Genomic DNA, 15,678 nt, shown 5'->3' with positions numbered 1-15,678 from the left:
ATTTGATGCCCTCTGTGCAAGGGTACGGGCGGCACAGCCCCGAAGAGCCGTACCGCCCGGAACCTCAGCCTTGCGGCGCGACGCCGTACGTCACACACACCGTGCGTCAGACGTGGACGTACGTCGGACACACACGCCGTACGTCAGACGCGGCGGCGCTTCGGCGGGCGGCAGCCGTACTGAGACATGTGGGGAATAACCCCCACACCCCCAGCCGGAAACCCCCGTGGCCGATGCCGTGCGTCAGACGCGGCGGCGCTTCGGCGGGCGGCAGCCGTTGTGCGGGGTGGGGGTGACGTCCTGGATCGAACCCACCTCCAGGCCGGTGGCCTGGAGCGAGCGGATCGCGGTCTCACGGCCGGAGCCGGGACCCTTGACGAAGACGTCGACCTTGCGCATGCCGTGCTCCTGCGCGCGGCGGGCGGCCGACTCGGCGGCCATCTGCGCGGCGAAGGGGGTGGACTTGCGCGAGCCCTTGAAGCCGACGTGGCCGGCGGAGGCCCAGGAGATCACGTTGCCCGAGGGGTCCGTGATCGAGACGATGGTGTTGTTGAACGTGCTCTTGATGTGGGCGTGCCCATGAGCGACGTTCTTCTTTTCCTTGCGGCGCACCTTCTTGGCAGCGCCCTGACGACCCTTGGGGGGCATCTGTTTCTCCTACAGGGAGGTGGTCGGTCCTACAGCGAAGACCGCTGATGAGCGTCCGGCTGAGGACTACTTCTTGCCCGGCTTCTTCTTGCCGGCGATGGCGCGACGCGGGCCCTTGCGGGTACGAGCGTTCGTGCTGGTGCGCTGACCGTGCACCGGCAGGCCACGACGGTGACGCAGACCCTGGTAGCAGCCGATCTCGACCTTGCGGCGGATGTCGGCGGCGATCTCGCGACGGAGGTCACCCTCGGTCTTGAGGTTGGCGTCCACGTACTCGCGGATCTTGACGAGGTCTTCCTCGGCAAGGTCGCGGACACGGATGTTGGGGTCAACGCCGGTGGCGGCGAGGGTCTCCTTGGACCGGGTGCGCCCGATACCGAAGACGTAGGTGAGGGCGACCTCGACGCGCTTTTCGCGCGGGAGGTCAACGCCTGCGAGGCGTGCCATTCATGGCTCCTGATTGAGTCGGAGGTCTTCCGCAGTGTCTTTCCCGGACGAATTCCTCCGGGTCTCCGGCCTCCGCCGGAGGTGTCGACCGCCCTGTCATGAGACGGGGGCCGGACACTGCGTAATTACGATGTTGCTCGCGTCGCGCGAAGTACTGCGAGAGGCAGGCGGTCGTACGTCAGCCCTGGCGCTGCTTGTGGCGCAGGTTGTCGCAGATGACCATGACCCGACCGTGACGGCGGATCACCTTGCACTTGTCGCAGATCTTCTTGACGCTCGGCTTGACCTTCATGGGATTGAGGTTCTCCGGGTCAGTGCGGACACCCGTCTGAGGGGCGCCAGCAAGATCTACTTGTATCGGTAGACGATCCGGCCACGCGTCAGGTCGTACGGAGACAGCTCCACCACGACCCGGTCATCGGGAAGGATTCGGATGTAGTGCATCCGCATCTTGCCGCTGATGTGCGCGAGGACCTTGTGACCGTTCTGCAGCTCCACCTTGAACATGGCGTTCGGGAGGGACTCGATCACGGTGCCCTCAATTTCGATGGCACCTTGCTTCTTGGCCACGCTTCGCCCTTCGAATCGGCTACCTTGATCGATTCTGGCAGCCGCATGAGGACACACGGATACACCAGAGCCGACGCGTCAGTCTACGGGAGCACCCTCGAAAAGACGAATCCGTTGAGTCTGCCCCCCAGGGATGATTTTTAAGCGAGAGGGTCGGGCGCCGCGGTGACGCCCAGCTCCGCGAGCTTCGCCTTCCCGCCGTCCGGGGAGGTCAGCACCAGCGGACCGGCCTCCGTGAGCGCCACGGAGTGCTCCCAGTGCGAGGACCAGGTGCCGTCGGTGGTGATGACGGTCCACTCGTCCTCCAGCACCTCCGTGTGCGGGGTGCCGAGGGACACCATCGGCTCGATGGCCAGACAGAAGCCCGGGACCAGCTTGGGTCCCTTGCCGCGCTTGCGCGTGACGTAGTTCAGCAGGTGGGGCTCCATGTGCATCTCGGTACCGATGCCGTGGCCGCCGTACTCCTCGATGATCCCGTACTTGCCGCCGCCGGGGCGGGGCTGGCGCCGGATGTACGTCTCGATGGCGCGGGACACGTCCACCAGCCGGTTGCCGGCGCGCATCGCGGCGATCCCGGCCCACATCGACTCCTCGGTCACCCGCGACAGCTCGACCAGCTCCGGAGCGTGACCGGTGCCGACGAACGCGGTGAAGGCCGCGTCACCGTGCCAGCCGTCGATGATCGCGCCGGCGTCGATGGAGATGATGTCGCCGTCCTTGAGGACGGTCCTGTCGTCGGGGATGCCGTGGACGACGACCTCGTTGACCGAAGTGCAGATCGTCGCGGGGAACCCGCCGTATCCGAGGAAGTTCGGCTTGGCGTTGTGCTCGGCCAGCACCTTGCGCGCGACCTGGTCCAGATCGCGGGTGGTGGCGCCGGGCACCGCGGCCTCGCTCGTGGCCGCGTGGACGGCGGCGACGACCAGCCCCGCCTCACGCATCTTCGCGATCTGCTCGGGGGTCTTGATCTGCACCATGCCTAAGCCTTCCCGTACTTCTACTTAATGAACACCATGTTCAACAGTAAGGCCGCGGCGCCCCGAAGGACACCACGGCCTCACCAATACTTGTCCTGCTCGGACCCTCGGGTCCGGGAACTCAGACCTCGGCCCGGCCCCGCCCGAGCGCCTCCATCGCGCGCTCGGTCACCTCGGTGACCTTGCCGAGCGCGGAGATCGTCACGACCAGGCTCTGTGCCCGGTAGTGGTCGATGATCGGCTCGGTCTGCGTGTGGTAGACCTCGAGACGGGTGCGTACCGTCTCCTCGGAGTCGTCGTCCCGCTGGTACAGCTCACCGCCGCAGATGTCACAGACACCCTCGGCCACCGGCTGGCTGTACGTCACATGGAAGACGTGCGCGCTGTCGTTACGGCAGATGCGCCGGCCGGCGATCCGCTTCACGACCTCCGCCTCGGGGACCTCCAGGTCCAGCACCGCGTCCAGCTTCACGCCGTCCGCGGTGAGCGCCTCGTCCAGCGCCTTCGCCTGCGACACATTGCGCGGGAAGCCATCGAGGAGAAACCCGTTCTCCGCGTCGGGCTGGGCCATCCGATCCTGCGCCATCGCGATGGTCACCTCGTCGGGAACGAGGTTTCCGGCGTCCATGAACGCCTTCGCCTGTTTGCCGAGAGCCGTGCCCTTGCTGATGTTGGCGCGGAAGAGGTCACCCGTGGAGATGTGCGGAATCGAGAGATTCTTGGCAAGGTACGCGGCCTGCGTTCCCTTGCCCGCACCAGGAGGCCCGACGAGGACGATTCGCATCAGCGGAGGAACCCTTCGTAATTGCGCTGCTGAAGCTGGCTCTCGATCTGCTTGACGGTCTCCAGACCCACACCCACGATGATCAGGATGCTCGTCCCGCCGAACGGGAAGTTCTGGTTCGCACCGCCGAAGCCTGCCAACGCCATCGTCGGAACGAGAGCAATCAGACCCAGGTACAGCGAGCCCGGCCAAGTGATCCTGTTGAGCACGTAGCTCAGGTACTCGGCTGTAGGTCGACCTGCCCGGATACCCGGGATGAAGCCACCATACTTCTTCATGTTGTCAGCAACTTCTTCGGGGTTGAACGAGATCGCCACGTAGAAGAAGGCGAAGAACACGATCAGCACGAAGTATGTGGCGATGTAGTACGGATGGTCACCCCTGACGAAGTGCGCCTCGATCCAGGTCTTCCACCCCGAGGTCCCACTGGAGAACTGCGCGACCAGCGCCGGGATGTAGAGGAGCGAGGAGGCGAAGATGACGGGGATCACACCCGCCTGATTCACCTTCAGCGGGATGTAGGTCGACGTGCCGCCGTAGGACCTGCGGCCGATCATGCGCTTCGCGTACTGGACCGGGATCCTGCGCTGCGCCTGCTCGACGAAGACGACCAGGGCCACCATCACGAAGCCGATCAGGATGACCGTACCGAACTCGATCCAGCCATCGGCGAGCGTGCCGCTCTCCTTGATGGCCCACAGCGCGCCGGGGAAGCCGGCGGCGATCGAGATGAACATGAGGATGGACATGCCGTTGCCGATGCCGCGGTCGGTGACGAGCTCACCGAGCCACATGACGGCCGCGGTACCGGCGGTCATCGTGATGATCATGACGACGGTGACGAAGATCGACTTGTCGGGCACGATCTGGGAAGCGGTCGGGCAGCCGCTGAAGAGCGCACCGCTGCGCGCGGTGGCGACAAGTCCGGTGCCCTGGAGAACAGCGAGGGCGATCGTCAGATAGCGGGTGTACTGCGTGATCTTCGCCTGGCCGGACTGCCCCTCCTTCTTGAGGGCCTCCAGCCTGGGGATGACCACGGTCAGCAGCTGCAGGATGATGCTCGCGGTGATGTACGGCATGATGCCGAGCGCGAAGATAGTGATCTGCAGCAGCGCCCCGCCGCTGAACATGTTCACCAAGCCGAACAGGCTGTTATTGCCCTTCTGGGCCGCGTCGACACAGATCTGGACATTCTCGTAACTGACACCGGGGACGGGCACATGCGCCCCGAGCCGGTACAGCACGATGATGGCCAGCGTGAAGAGCAGCTTCTTGCGCAGGTCGGGCGTCTTGAACGCCCGGGCGAACGCGGTGAGCACGGTGCCTCCTGCGACCCCCGCGCTACTGCGTCAGAGGTGACGGTATTGAGGATCGACGGATACGGAACGAACGGATCCGGGAGACGTACCCCGGGACCCGGGGGCAAGCCCCCGGCTTCAATACAGCAACAACGCACGCCACCTTACCGGCGACTGTGCCCCCCTTGGAACGACCAACCGGGGATGCCCCTTTTGAGAGGCATCCCCGGTCGGATGTTCAGGCCATCGAGTTGTCTCAGACGAGCTCGGTGACGGTGCCGCCGGCGGCGGCAATCTTCTCCTTGGCGGAGCCGGAGACGGCGTCGACCGAAACCTGCAGCGCTACGGAGATCTCGCCCTGGCCCAGGACCTTGACGAGGCTGTTCTTGCGTACCGCACCCTTGGTGACCAGATCGGCCACCGTGACCTCGCCGCCCTCGGGGTAGAGAGCGGAGAGCTTGTCCAGGTTCACGACCTGGTACTCGGTGCGGAACGGGTTCTTGAAGCCCTTGAGCTTCGGCAGACGCATGTGGAGGGGCATCTGCCCACCCTCGAAGCGTGCCGGAACCTGGTAACGGGCCTTGGTTCCCTTGGTACCACGACCTGCGGTCTTACCCTTGGACGCCTCACCACGACCCACACGGGTCTTGGCGGTCTTGGCGCCCGGGGCAGGACGGAGGTCATGGGCCTTCAGCGGACTGTTCTCGCCCATGTCAGTCGACCTCCTCAACCGTCACGAGGTGGCGGACGGTGTGCACCATGCCGCGGAACTCGGGGCGGTCCTCCTTGACAACCGTGTCGCTGACCCGCTTGAGGCCGAGCGAACGCAGGGTGTCGCGGTGGTTCTGCTTGCTACCGATGTACGACTTCGTCTGCGTGATCTTGAGACGGGCCATTACGCACCCGCTCCCGCACGCGCACGCAGCAGAGCCGCGGGGGCGACGTCCTCGAGGGGCAGACCACGGCGAGCCGCGATCTCCTCGGGACGCTGCAGGCCCTTGAGGGCCGCCACGGTCGCGTGAACGATGTTGATCGCGTTGTCCGAGCCGAGCGACTTCGACAGGATGTCGTGCACGCCCGCGCACTCCAGCACCGCACGCACCGGACCACCGGCGATAACGCCGGTACCGGGGGAAGCGGGCTTGAGCAGGACAACGCCCGCGGCCTTCTCGCCCTGGATCGGGTGAGGGATCGTGCCCTGGATACGGGGGACCTTGAAGAAGTTCTTCTTGGCCTCCTCAACACCCTTGGCGATGGCGGCCGGAACCTCCTTCGCCTTCCCGTAACCGACACCCACGGTGCCGTCACCGTCGCCTACCACGACAAGCGCGGTGAAGCTGAAGCGACGACCACCCTTCACAACCTTGGCGACACGGTTGATCGCGACAACGCGCTCAACGTAAGCGGTCTTCTCGGCGGCAGGGCCACCGTCGCGACCCTTCCGGTCCCGCCGCTCGCCGCCACCGGCACCGCTTCCGCGGCGCTGGGGTCCAGCCATTGGATTTACCTCTCTCTGTTACGTCCGTTAGTCCCGGAACCGGGGCTTAGAACTTCAGCCCGGCTTCGCGGGCGGCGTCAGCCAGAGCGGCAATGCGCCCGGCGTACCTGTTGCCACCACGGTCGAACACGACGGCTTCGACACCGGCGGCCTTGGCGCGCTCGGCGACCAGTGCGCCGACCCGCTGGGCCTGGGCGCTCTTGTCGCCCTCGCCACCGCGGATCGAGGTGTCCAGCGTCGACGCCGACGCGAGCGTGTGGCCCGCGATGTCGTCGATGACCTGCGCGACGATGTTGCGGTTGGAGCGCGTCACGACCAGGCGAGGACGCTCCGGCGTACCGGAGACGTGCTTGCGGACGCGGATGTGACGACGCTTGATGGCGGCGCGCTTGTACGCGTCACCCTTGGCGATCTTTACACCGTATGCCATGGCTTACTTACCCGCCTTTCCGACCTTGCGGCGGATGACCTCGCCCGCGTACTTGACGCCCTTGGCCTTGTACGGGTCGGGCTTCCGCAGCTTGCGGATCTTAGCGGCGACCTCGCCGACCTTCTGCTTGTCGATGCCCTCGACCGTGAACTTCGTGGGCGTCTCGACCTTGAAGGTGATGCCTTCGGGGGCCTCGATGAGAATCGGGTGGCTGTAGCCCAGGGCGAACTCCAGGTTGGAGCCCTTCGCCTGAACTCGGTAACCGACACCGCTGATTTCGAGCGCCTTGATGTATCCCGCGGTCACGCCGGTGATCATGTTCGCCACCAGCGTGCGGGACAGGCCGTGGAGGGCCTTGTTCTGACGCTCGTCGTTGGGGCGCAGCACCGAGAGGGTGCCGTCCTCGCCCTTGGTGACCTCGATCGGCGCGGCAACGGTGTGCGAGAGGGAACCCTTGGGGCCCTTCACCGCGACCGTGCGGCCTTCGATGGTGACGTCCACACCGGCGGGAACCTGGATGGGGAGCTTGCCGATTCGCGACATGAGCTTTTCCTCCGTTCCCGACTACCAGACGTAGGCGAGGACTTCCCCACCTACGCCCTTCTTGCTGGCCTGCTGGCCGGTCAGGAGACCGTGGGACGTGGAGATGATCGCCACGCCCAGGCCGCCGAGAACCTTCGGCAGGTTGGTGGACTTCGCGTACACGCGCAGACCCGGCTTGGAGATGCGCTTGATGCCGGCGATCGAACGCTCGCGGTTCGGGCCGAACTTCAGCTCCAGGACGAGGTTCTTGCCGACCTCGGCGTCCTCGACCTTCCAGCCGGTGATGAAGCCCTCCTGCTGGAGGATCTCCGCGATGTGCGACTTGATCTTGCTGTGCGGCATCACGACGTCGTCGTGGTATGCCGAGTTCGCGTTGCGCAGACGCGTGAGCATGTCTGCGATGGGATCAGTCATGGTCATGAATTGGCCTTCGGCCTCTCTCGCCGGGGTTTCCTGTATGCGCCATCCCTCTCCCCGGTCAGAGCCGGGACGGGTGCGGTGCGGGGACCTACGGCGTAGTAAGTCAGTCATGGACGGCGGGCGCCCAACCCCACAAGCCTACGCTATGTGGAGGAGGGCTCCCGCCAACCCGAATTGCTTACCGAGAGCTTCGAGCAGTCCGCCCACCCGTCGCCCGACCGCCACCCCTCAAGGGTGGCCTTCGGCCGACGGATTGGATTGAGGACTACCAGGAGCTCTTGGTCACGCCCGGCAGCTCGCCGCGGTGGGCCATCTCACGAAGGCACACGCGGCACAGGCCGAACTTGCGGTAGACAGAGTGCGGACGGCCGCAGCGCTGGCAGCGGGTGTAGCCGCGCACGCCGAACTTCGGCTTGCGAGCGGCCTTAGCGATCAGAGCCTTCTTCGCCACGGTCAGTTCTCCTTGAACGGGAAGCCGAGGTGACGAAGGAGGGCACGACCCTCGTCGTCGTTGACCGCCGTGGTGACCACGGTGATGTCCATGCCCCGGACCCGGTCGATCTTGTCCTGGTCGATCTCGTGGAACATGACCTGCTCCGTGAGACCGAAGGTGTAGTTGCCACGGCCGTCGAACTGCTTCGGCGACAGACCACGGAAGTCACGGATACGCGGCAGCGCGAGCGACAGCGTACGGTCCAGGAACTCCCACATGCGGTCACCGCGGAGGGTGACGTGGCAGCCGATCGGCTGTCCCTCGCGCAGCTTGAACTGCGCGATCGACTTGCGGGCCTTGGTGACGGACGGCTTCTGGCCGGTGATCGTGGTGAGGTCCTTGATGGCACCCTCGATCAGCTTGGAGTCGCGGGCGGCGTCGCCCACACCCATGTTGACCACGATCTTGACGAGACCGGGGATCTGCATGACGTTCTCGTACGAGAACTCCTCACGCATCTTGCCGGCGATTTCCTCGCGGTAGCGCAGCTTCAGACGCGGCGCGGTAGTGGTGGCAGTCATCAGATGTCCTCACCGGTCCGCTTGGCAACGCGGATCTTGTTGCCCTCGTCGTCAAAGCGGTAGCCGACGCGAGTGACAACCTTCTTGCCGTCCTTTTCCACAACCAGCTGAACATTGCTGACGTGGACGGGGGCCTCGGTGGTCACAATGCCGCCGGTCTGCGAACCGCGAGCCGTCTGACCGGCCTTGGTGTGCTTCTTGACCCGGTTGACACCCTCGACGAGAACACGGTCCTGCGTGGGGTAGGCCACGATGACCTTGCCCTGCTTGCCCTTGTCCTTACCGGTGATGACCTGAACCAGGTCGCCCTTCTTGATCTTCATGCTTACAGCACCTCCGGCGCGAGCGAGATGATCTTCATGAACTTCTTCTCGCGCAGCTCACGGCCGACCGGGCCGAAGATACGGGTGCCGCGAGGGTCGCCGTCGTTCTTCAGAATGACGGCGGCGTTCTCGTCGAAGCGGATGTACGAGCCGTCGGGACGGCGGCGCTCCTTGACGGTGCGAACGATGACCGCCTTGACGACGTCACCCTTCTTCACGTTGCCACCGGGGATCGCGTCCTTGACGGTGGCGACGATGACATCGCCGATGCCCGCGTAGCGGCGACCCGAGCCACCGAGAACACGGATGGTGAGAATTTCCTTCGCACCCGTGTTGTCGGCGACGCGCAGTCGCGACTCCTGCTGGATCACGTCTATCTCCTGATCGTCTGCCGGTTCCCCGGGGCCCGCTCAAGCGAGCGGGCCCCGGAGCCTGGCGGAACTGTTCCGAGGGGAAACCCCCTCAGAGGTATTACGGAATTACTTGGCCTTCTCGAGGATCTCGACGATGCGCCACCGCTTCGAGGCGGACAGCGGCCGGGTCTCCATCAGGAGGACGCGGTCGCCGATGCCGGCGGTGTTCTGCTCGTCGTGCGCCTTGAGCTTGTTCGTACGGCGGATGACCTTGCCGTACAGCGCGTGCTTCACACGGTCCTCGACAGCGACGACGACGGTCTTGTCCATCTTGTCGCTGACGACCAGACCCTCACGGGTCTTGCGGAAGCCGCGGTCGGCCGTGGTCTCGGTCACGTTGTTCTCAGTCATCAGGCGCTCTCCACCGTCTCGATGCCCAGCTCGCGCTCACGCATCAGGGTGTAGATCCGCGCGATGTCCTTGCGCACGAGCTTCAGCCGCCCGTGGTTTTCGAGCTGACCGGTCGCCGCCTGGAAGCGGAGATTGAACAGCTCTTCCTTGGCCTCGCGAAGCTTGGCGACAAGCTCCTCGTTGCCCAGCTCGCGCAGTTCGGACGCCTTGGTAATGGCCGCCATCACGACTCACCTGCCTCGCGCCGAACGATCCGGCACTTCATCGGAAGCTTGTGAGCAGCGCGGGTAAGCGCCTCACGCGCAATCTTCTCGTTCGGGTAGGACAGCTCGAACATCACCCGACCGGGCTTGACGTTCGCGATCCACCACTCGGGGGAACCCTTACCGGAACCCATGCGGGTCTCGGCGGGCTTCTTGGTGAGCGGACGGTCCGGGTAAATGTTGATCCAGACCTTGCCGCCACGCTTGATGTGACGGGTCATCGCGATACGAGCGGCCTCGATCTGACGGTTCGTCACGTACGCGGGGGTCAGCGCCTGGATACCGTATTCGCCGAACGCAACCTGCGTGCCACCCTTGGACATACCGCTGCGCTTCGGGTGGTGCTGCTTGCGGTGCTTGACCCTACGGGGGATCAGCATTTCGGTCAGGCCTCCGTTCCGCCGGTAGAAGAGGTCGTCGCCTCAGCGGCCGGCGCAGCGGTGGTGGCGTCGGCCTTGGGGGCCTCCGCTCCCGTGCCCTGCGGCTTGCGGCCACGGCCGCCACGCTCGCCACCGCGGCCACCGCGGCCGGCGGGGCGGTCGTTGCCGCCACCACGGGCCGGACGGTTGCCGGCGCGGGCCGCGGCGTTCTCGGCGCGCACCTCGGCGATGTTCTTGACGTCGCCCTTGTAGATCCAGACCTTCACACCGATACGGCCGAAGGTCGTCTTGGCCTCGAAGAAGCCGTAGTCCACGTTCGCGCGGAGCGTGTGCAGGGGCACGCGGCCCTCGCGGTAGAACTCCGAGCGGGACATCTCGGCGCCGCCGAGACGGCCACCGCACTGGATCTTGATGCCCTTGGCGCCGGCCTTCATCGTCGACTGCATGCTCTTACGCATGGCGCGACGGAAGGAGACGCGGGAGGACAGCTGCTCGGCGACGGCCTGGGCCACCAGCTGAGCGTCCACCTCGGGGTTCTTGACCTCGAGGATGTTCAGCTGGACCTGCTTGCCGGTCAGCTTCTCCAGCTCGCCGCGGATACGGTCCGCCTCGGCGCCGCGGCGACCGATGACGATGCCCGGACGCGCGGTGTGGATGTCCACGCGGACTCGGTCGCGGGTGCGCTCGATCTCGACCTTCGAGATGCCGGCCCGCTCCATGCCCTTCGTCATCATGCGACGAATGGCAACGTCTTCCTTGACGTAGTCCTTGTACAGCTTGTCGGCATACCAACGGGACTTGAAGTCCGTGGTGATACCGAGCCGGAACCCATGCGGGTTAACCTTCTGGCCCATTACCGGGTTCCTTCCTTGCTGCTGACGACCACGGTGATGTGGCTGGTCCGCTTACGGATCCGGTAGGCCCGGCCCTGTGCGCGCGGACGGAACCGCTTCAGGGTCGGACCTTCGTCCACGTACGCCTCGCTGATGACCAGCGAAGAGGCGTCGGTGTGGTCGTAGTTGTGAGCGGCATTGGCAATGGCGCTGTCGAGCACCTTGCCTACCGTCACGCTCGCGGCCTGCGGGGCGAAGCGCAGGACCGCCTGAGCCTCCGTGGCATCCATGCCACGGATGAGGTCCACCACTCGGCGGGCCTTCATGGGCGTGACGCGGATGTACCGCGCCTGGGCCCTGGCTTCCATGGTTGTCCCTTCGGTGTAAGTCATAGTCAGTCACCCCGCGTTAGCGGCGCTTCGACTTCCGGTCGTCCTTGACGTGGCCGCGGAAGGTGCGAGTCGGCGAGAACTCGCCGAGCTTGTGGCCGACCATCGACTCGGTGACGAACACCGGGACGTGGATCTTGCCGTTGTGCACCGCGATCGTGTGGCCGAGCATGGCCGGGATGATCATCGAGCGACGGGACCAGGTCTTGATGACGTTCTTGGTGCCTGCCTCGTTCTGTACGTCCACCTTCTTGATGAGGTGTCCGTCGACGAAGGGCCCCTTCTTGAGACTGCGCGGCATCTAAACCCGCTCCTAGCGCTTCTTGTTCGTCTTGCGGCGGCGGACGATGTACTTGCTGCTTGCCTTCTTCGGCGAGCGAGTACGACCCTCCTTCTGACCCCACGGGCTGACCGGGTGGCGACCACCGGAGGTCTTGCCCTCACCACCACCGTGCGGGTGGTCGACCGGGTTCATCGCGACACCGCGGACGGTCGGGCGTACGCCCTTCCAGCGCATACGGCCGGCCTTGCCCCAGTTGATGTTCGACTGCTCGGCGTTGCCGACCTCGCCGATCGTGGCGCGGCAGCGTACGTCGACCATCCGGACTTCGCCGGAGGGCATACGAAGGGTGGCCATGGAGCCCTCCTTCGCCAGCAGCTGGACCGAAGCGCCCGCGGAACGGGAGATCTTCGCGCCGCCGCCGGGACGCATCTCGATGGCGTGGATGGTCGTACCCACCGGGATGTTGCGCAGCGGCAGGTTGTTGCCCGGCTTGATGTCGGCCCCGGGGCCGTTCTCAACCCGGTCGCCCTGGCTCAGCTTGGCCGGGGCGATGATGTAGCGCTTCTCGCCGTCTGCGTAGTGCAGCAGCGCGATGCGGGCGGTGCGGTTGGGGTCGTACTCGATGTGCGCGACCTTGGCCGGCACGCCGTCCTTGTCGTGACGACGGAAGTCGATCACGCGGTAGGCGCGCTTGTGGCCACCACCCTGGTGGCGAACGGTCACACGACCGGCGTTGTTACGGCCGCCCTTGCTGTGCAGCGGGCGGACCAGCGACTTCTCCGGCGTGGACCGCGTGATCTCGACAAAGTCGGCGACGCTGGAGCCACGACGGCCCGGAGTCGTCGGCTTGTACTTGCGGATACCCATTGTCTCTCAGTCCTCGGAAGAATTCCGGATCCTGGACGTCTCGACCTCCGTCAGGAGGTCGGGCCGCCGAAGATGTCGATACGGTCGCCCTCGGCAAGGGTCACGATGGCGCGCTTGGTGTTGGCGCGCTTGCCGAAACCGGTGCGGGTGCGCTTGCGCTTGCCCTGGCGGTTGATCGTGTTGACCCCGGCGACCTTGACCGAGAAGACCGCTTCCACGGCCTGCTTGATCTGGGTCTTGTTGGCGTGGGGCGCCACGATGAACGTGTACTTGTTCTCGTCGAGCAGCGCGTAGCTCTTCTCGGAGACCACGGGCTTGACAAGAATGTCGCGCGGGTCCTCGAAGGTCTTGCTGGTGATCTCGGCCATCAGGCTTCGTCCCCTTCGTTGTTGTCGGCCTTGGGGCCAGACACGAAGGACTCGAAAGCGGCCTGGGTGAAGACCACGTCGTCGGAGACGATCACGTCGTACGTGTTCAGCTGGCCCGGCGCCAGGATGTGCACCTGGGGCAGGTTGCGGGCGGAGAGCCACGCGGCCTCGTCGGAGCGCTCGGCGATCAGGAGCACGTTCTTGCGCTCGGAGATCTTGCCCAGCAGCGTCTTCGCGGCCTTGGTGGAGACCGCGCCGTCGACCACGCCGGACACGACGTGGATACGGGAGTGACGGGCCCGGTCGGTGAGGGCACCGCGCAGGGCGGCGGCCTTCATCTTCTTCGGGGTCCGCTGCGAGTAGTCACGCGGCACGGGGCCGTGGACGACGCCACCACCGGCGAACTGCGGAGCGCGGGTCGAACCCTGACGGGCGCGGCCGGTGCCCTTCTGGCGGTACGGCTTCTTGCCACCACCACGGACTTCGCCGCGGGTCTTGGTCTTGTGCGTGCCCTGTCGGGCAGCGGCCAGCTGGGCGACAACGACCTGGTGGATCAGCGGAATGCTGACCTTGGCGTCGAAGATCTCCGAAGGGAGTTCGACGGTCCCGGCCTTGTCGCCTGCCGGCGAAAGGATGTCAACGGTGCTCATCAGTTACCTCAGGCCCCCTTGGCCGCGGTACGGACCAGGACGAGGCCGCCGTTCGGACCAGGAACCGCACCCTTGATCAGGATGAGGCCCTTCTCCGCGTCAACGGCGTGAACGGTCAGGTTCTGGGTGGTGACCCGCTCGTTGCCCATACGGCCCGCCATGCGGAGGCCCTTGAACACACGGCCCGGGGTGGCGCAGCCACCGATGGAACCGGGAGAGCGGTGCTTGCGCTGGGTGCCGTGACCGGCGCCGAGGCCCTTGAAGTTGTGACGCTTCATGACACCGGCGAAGCCCTTGCCCTTGCTCTTGCCCGTGACGTCAACCTTGACGCCGGACTCGAACGTGGCGGCGGTGATCTCCTGGCCGAGCGTGTACTCGCTGGCGTCGGAGGTGCGGAGCTCCACCAGGTGGCGGCGGGGGGTCACGTCGGCCTTGGCGAAGTGGCCCTTGAGGGGCTTGTTCACCTTGCGAGGGTCGATCTCGCCGAAGGCGATCTGGACCGACTCGTAGCCATCGGAGTCATTCGTACGGACCTGGGTAACGACGCAGGGTCCGGCCTTCACCACGGTGACCGGGACGACGCGGTTGTTCTCGTCCCAGACCTGGGTCATGCCGAGCTTCTCGCCCAGGACACCCTTGATCGGCTTAGTCATCTCTTCCGTGCCTCTCAGAGCTTGATCTCGATGTCGACGCCGGCCGGAAGGTCCAGGCGCATCAACGAGTCAACGGTCTTGGGCGTCGGGTCGAGAATGTCGATCAGGCGCTTGTGCGTGCGCATCTCGAAGTGCTCGCGCGAGTCCTTGTACTTGTGCGGCGACTTGATGACGCAGTACACGTTCTTCTCAGTGGGCAGCGGCACCGGGCCCGCGACCGACGCACCAGTACGCGTCACCGTCTCGACGATCTTCTTCGCCGAGGAATCGATGACCTCGTGGTCGTAGGCCTTGAGCCGGATGCGGATCTTCTGTCCCGCCATGGCTGCTTCGTAGTCCTGTCTCTCGTAACGCTCTGGGACCCGGTAGTTCCGGGCTCTTCTCCGACCCACGCGGTCGGGCGTGTCGCGTCCCCGCCACGAAAATTTCCCGAAGGAATTCCCTGCGAGGGGCGCGGCCCAAGTCCGCGGGCCGGGGTAGAACCGCGACCGCGCAAGCAGTCACATCTCCGCCACCGGGAGCCTGGTCGGTACCCCACTGACACTTCCCGGAAGATTCCCGTACGTCCGTCCCAGCGCTGCCCCGTAAGGCAGTTGGAGACGACGAGTACTGTGGGACTCGCTTCCGGTCCTCCCGGCGGGAGGCGCACAGCATTGGCACTCAACCGAGCAACCTGAACAGTGTGCCACAGGCGCCTCGGCCCTGGCCAATCAGGGTCCAAAAGGGTACCCCACCCCCGGATACCCCAACCCCCGGCCACGCCCCGGGGCGCAGCGGACCGCCCTCTCGGCCGATCTCCGCCCGGGTGCCCGTCGTGGCCTCCAGCGTCCGGATGCGGACCCGCGCCTGCACCCGGGACGCGTACGGGTCCCGCTCCACCACGATGCGCGGATCGCCCGCCCCCAGCCGCTGCCGCACGGAGTGCTCGACCAGGTCCATGTCTGTGACAGCGCCATCACACGGAGCCATGAGCAGCGATCCGCCCAGGTCCGTTTCGCGCAGCGCCCAGGGCGCTCCACCGAGCGCGGTCTTCCGCGGCACGCTCATGAACGTGCCTTCTCCCCTCGTGAACGAGGGGGCTTCTCGCTACGCCGGTTGGGTTTCGCGACGGACCAGCCCGGCCCGTAGAACGTCGAGTGCGCCCACGGTGCCAGCGTGCGTCTGGTGGTCGCAGTTCTGGCAGTGGAACTTTCGGGGCAGGTACGGGAGGTGGAGCACAGCGCAATCGGCACAGCCGACGCGACGCGGGAGCGCCCTTGGCGCCCGGCCCGCAACC

At 65.7% G+C, this 15,678-nt stretch carries 29 protein-coding genes; all 29 read right to left on the bottom strand.

What is annotated here, in order from left to right:
• Window positions 1–243: 243 nt before the first annotated feature.
• Window positions 244–648, bottom strand: coding sequence for a 30S ribosomal protein S11 (gene rpsK / locus ACIP8W_RS08265; RefSeq protein WP_003956432.1), 405 nt, complete (start codon window positions 646–648; stop codon window positions 244–246).
• 66 nt (window positions 649–714) lie between these two features.
• On the bottom strand, window positions 715–1,095 hold the full coding sequence (rpsM, locus tag ACIP8W_RS08260) for a 30S ribosomal protein S13 (protein ID WP_401951618.1): 381 nt from the start codon (window positions 1,093–1,095) through the stop codon (window positions 715–717).
• A gap of 178 nt (window positions 1,096–1,273) precedes the next feature.
• Window positions 1,274–1,387 (bottom strand): 50S ribosomal protein L36, encoded by a 114-nt coding sequence (rpmJ, locus tag ACIP8W_RS08255; RefSeq protein ID WP_003956441.1) that lies wholly within the window; start codon window positions 1,385–1,387, stop codon window positions 1,274–1,276.
• Window positions 1,388–1,443: 56 nt separating this feature from the next.
• On the bottom strand, window positions 1,444–1,665 hold the full coding sequence (infA, locus tag ACIP8W_RS08250; RefSeq protein WP_003956442.1) for a translation initiation factor IF-1: 222 nt from the start codon (window positions 1,663–1,665) through the stop codon (window positions 1,444–1,446).
• 140 nt (window positions 1,666–1,805) lie between these two features.
• A complete protein-coding gene (gene map, locus ACIP8W_RS08245) occupies window positions 1,806–2,642 on the bottom strand; it encodes a type I methionyl aminopeptidase (protein WP_401951621.1) in 837 nt (278 codons plus the stop codon).
• Window positions 2,643–2,763: 121 nt separating this feature from the next.
• A complete protein-coding gene (locus tag ACIP8W_RS08240) occupies window positions 2,764–3,426 on the bottom strand; it encodes an adenylate kinase (protein ID WP_401951624.1) in 663 nt (220 codons plus the stop codon).
• A complete protein-coding gene (gene secY, locus ACIP8W_RS08235; protein WP_401951627.1) occupies window positions 3,426–4,745 on the bottom strand; it encodes a preprotein translocase subunit SecY in 1,320 nt (439 codons plus the stop codon). The genes ACIP8W_RS08240 and secY overlap by 1 nt, the downstream gene beginning before the upstream one ends.
• A 235-nt stretch (window positions 4,746–4,980) precedes the next feature.
• On the bottom strand, window positions 4,981–5,436 hold the full coding sequence (rplO, locus tag ACIP8W_RS08230) for a 50S ribosomal protein L15 (protein ID WP_401951630.1): 456 nt from the start codon (window positions 5,434–5,436) through the stop codon (window positions 4,981–4,983).
• Window position 5,437: 1 nt separating this feature from the next.
• Window positions 5,438–5,620, bottom strand: coding sequence for a 50S ribosomal protein L30 (gene rpmD / locus ACIP8W_RS08225; protein WP_066943591.1), 183 nt, complete (start codon window positions 5,618–5,620; stop codon window positions 5,438–5,440).
• Window positions 5,620–6,222 carry a 30S ribosomal protein S5 gene (gene rpsE / locus ACIP8W_RS08220; RefSeq protein ID WP_254372698.1) on the bottom strand — a complete coding sequence of 201 codons (603 nt, stop codon included), beginning with the start codon at window positions 6,220–6,222 and terminating at the stop codon, window positions 5,620–5,622. The genes rpmD and rpsE overlap by 1 nt, the downstream gene beginning before the upstream one ends.
• A 46-nt stretch (window positions 6,223–6,268) precedes the next feature.
• Window positions 6,269–6,652: a 50S ribosomal protein L18 gene (gene rplR / locus ACIP8W_RS08215; RefSeq protein ID WP_384925258.1), complete on the bottom strand. Its 384-nt coding sequence runs from the start codon at window positions 6,650–6,652 to the stop codon at window positions 6,269–6,271.
• 3 nt (window positions 6,653–6,655) lie between these two features.
• Window positions 6,656–7,195, bottom strand: a complete 540-nt coding sequence (rplF, locus tag ACIP8W_RS08210) for a 50S ribosomal protein L6 (protein ID WP_401951638.1) — start codon at window positions 7,193–7,195, stop codon at window positions 6,656–6,658.
• A gap of 21 nt (window positions 7,196–7,216) precedes the next feature.
• Entirely contained in the window at window positions 7,217–7,615 is a 399-nt protein-coding gene (rpsH, locus tag ACIP8W_RS08205) for a 30S ribosomal protein S8 (protein ID WP_030351444.1), read from the bottom strand.
• A gap of 265 nt (window positions 7,616–7,880) precedes the next feature.
• Window positions 7,881–8,066 carry a type Z 30S ribosomal protein S14 gene (locus ACIP8W_RS08200; protein ID WP_003948630.1) on the bottom strand — a complete coding sequence of 62 codons (186 nt, stop codon included), beginning with the start codon at window positions 8,064–8,066 and terminating at the stop codon, window positions 7,881–7,883.
• Between the two features lie 2 nt (window positions 8,067–8,068).
• Window positions 8,069–8,629 carry a 50S ribosomal protein L5 gene (gene rplE / locus ACIP8W_RS08195; RefSeq protein WP_401951641.1) on the bottom strand — a complete coding sequence of 187 codons (561 nt, stop codon included), beginning with the start codon at window positions 8,627–8,629 and terminating at the stop codon, window positions 8,069–8,071.
• A complete protein-coding gene (gene rplX / locus ACIP8W_RS08190) occupies window positions 8,629–8,952 on the bottom strand; it encodes a 50S ribosomal protein L24 (protein WP_114659657.1) in 324 nt (107 codons plus the stop codon). Before rplX ends, rplE begins: the two co-directional genes overlap by 1 nt.
• A 2-nt stretch (window positions 8,953–8,954) precedes the next feature.
• Window positions 8,955–9,323, bottom strand: a complete 369-nt coding sequence (rplN, locus tag ACIP8W_RS08185) for a 50S ribosomal protein L14 (RefSeq protein WP_003974257.1) — start codon at window positions 9,321–9,323, stop codon at window positions 8,955–8,957.
• 108 nt (window positions 9,324–9,431) lie between these two features.
• Entirely contained in the window at window positions 9,432–9,716 is a 285-nt protein-coding gene (rpsQ, locus tag ACIP8W_RS08180) for a 30S ribosomal protein S17 (protein WP_401951645.1), read from the bottom strand.
• Window positions 9,716–9,940 (bottom strand): 50S ribosomal protein L29, encoded by a 225-nt coding sequence (gene rpmC, locus ACIP8W_RS08175; protein WP_401951647.1) that lies wholly within the window; start codon window positions 9,938–9,940, stop codon window positions 9,716–9,718. Before rpmC ends, rpsQ begins: the two co-directional genes overlap by 1 nt.
• Window positions 9,940–10,359, bottom strand: a complete 420-nt coding sequence (gene rplP / locus ACIP8W_RS08170) for a 50S ribosomal protein L16 (protein ID WP_014047785.1) — start codon at window positions 10,357–10,359, stop codon at window positions 9,940–9,942. Before rplP ends, rpmC begins: the two co-directional genes overlap by 1 nt.
• Window positions 10,360–10,364: 5 nt before the next feature.
• Window positions 10,365–11,213: a 30S ribosomal protein S3 gene (gene rpsC, locus ACIP8W_RS08165; protein WP_401951650.1), complete on the bottom strand. Its 849-nt coding sequence runs from the start codon at window positions 11,211–11,213 to the stop codon at window positions 10,365–10,367.
• Window positions 11,213–11,560, bottom strand: a complete 348-nt coding sequence (gene rplV, locus ACIP8W_RS08160) for a 50S ribosomal protein L22 (protein WP_114625505.1) — start codon at window positions 11,558–11,560, stop codon at window positions 11,213–11,215. Before rplV ends, rpsC begins: the two co-directional genes overlap by 1 nt.
• Before the next feature lie 40 nt (window positions 11,561–11,600).
• On the bottom strand, window positions 11,601–11,882 hold the full coding sequence (rpsS, locus tag ACIP8W_RS08155; RefSeq protein ID WP_023539342.1) for a 30S ribosomal protein S19: 282 nt from the start codon (window positions 11,880–11,882) through the stop codon (window positions 11,601–11,603).
• Window positions 11,883–11,894: 12 nt separating this feature from the next.
• On the bottom strand, window positions 11,895–12,731 hold the full coding sequence (rplB, locus tag ACIP8W_RS08150; protein WP_114659660.1) for a 50S ribosomal protein L2: 837 nt from the start codon (window positions 12,729–12,731) through the stop codon (window positions 11,895–11,897).
• Window positions 12,732–12,781: 50 nt separating this feature from the next.
• Complete coding sequence (gene rplW / locus ACIP8W_RS08145) at window positions 12,782–13,099, bottom strand: 50S ribosomal protein L23 (RefSeq protein ID WP_366393631.1); 318 nt, start codon at window positions 13,097–13,099, stop codon at window positions 12,782–12,784.
• Window positions 13,099–13,749: a 50S ribosomal protein L4 gene (gene rplD / locus ACIP8W_RS08140; RefSeq protein WP_401951653.1), complete on the bottom strand. Its 651-nt coding sequence runs from the start codon at window positions 13,747–13,749 to the stop codon at window positions 13,099–13,101. Before rplD ends, rplW begins: the two co-directional genes overlap by 1 nt.
• Before the next feature lie 8 nt (window positions 13,750–13,757).
• Window positions 13,758–14,402 carry a 50S ribosomal protein L3 gene (gene rplC / locus ACIP8W_RS08135; protein ID WP_401951655.1) on the bottom strand — a complete coding sequence of 215 codons (645 nt, stop codon included), beginning with the start codon at window positions 14,400–14,402 and terminating at the stop codon, window positions 13,758–13,760.
• Window positions 14,403–14,416: 14 nt separating this feature from the next.
• Entirely contained in the window at window positions 14,417–14,725 is a 309-nt protein-coding gene (rpsJ, locus tag ACIP8W_RS08130) for a 30S ribosomal protein S10 (protein ID WP_003948644.1), read from the bottom strand.
• Window positions 14,726–15,062: 337 nt separating this feature from the next.
• The gene (locus ACIP8W_RS08125; RefSeq protein ID WP_401951658.1) at window positions 15,063–15,449 is read right to left on the bottom strand and encodes a hypothetical protein; all 387 of its coding nucleotides are present in this window, start codon (window positions 15,447–15,449) and stop codon (window positions 15,063–15,065) included.
• Window positions 15,450–15,678: the final 229 nt, after the last annotated feature.

The organism is Streptomyces sp. NPDC088554 (genome assembly GCF_044752945.1).
GTDB lineage: Bacteria > Actinomycetota > Actinomycetes > Streptomycetales > Streptomycetaceae > Streptomyces.
Note: the sequence above shows the minus strand (reverse complement) of the source record. Positions and strands in the feature narration are given on the sequence as shown.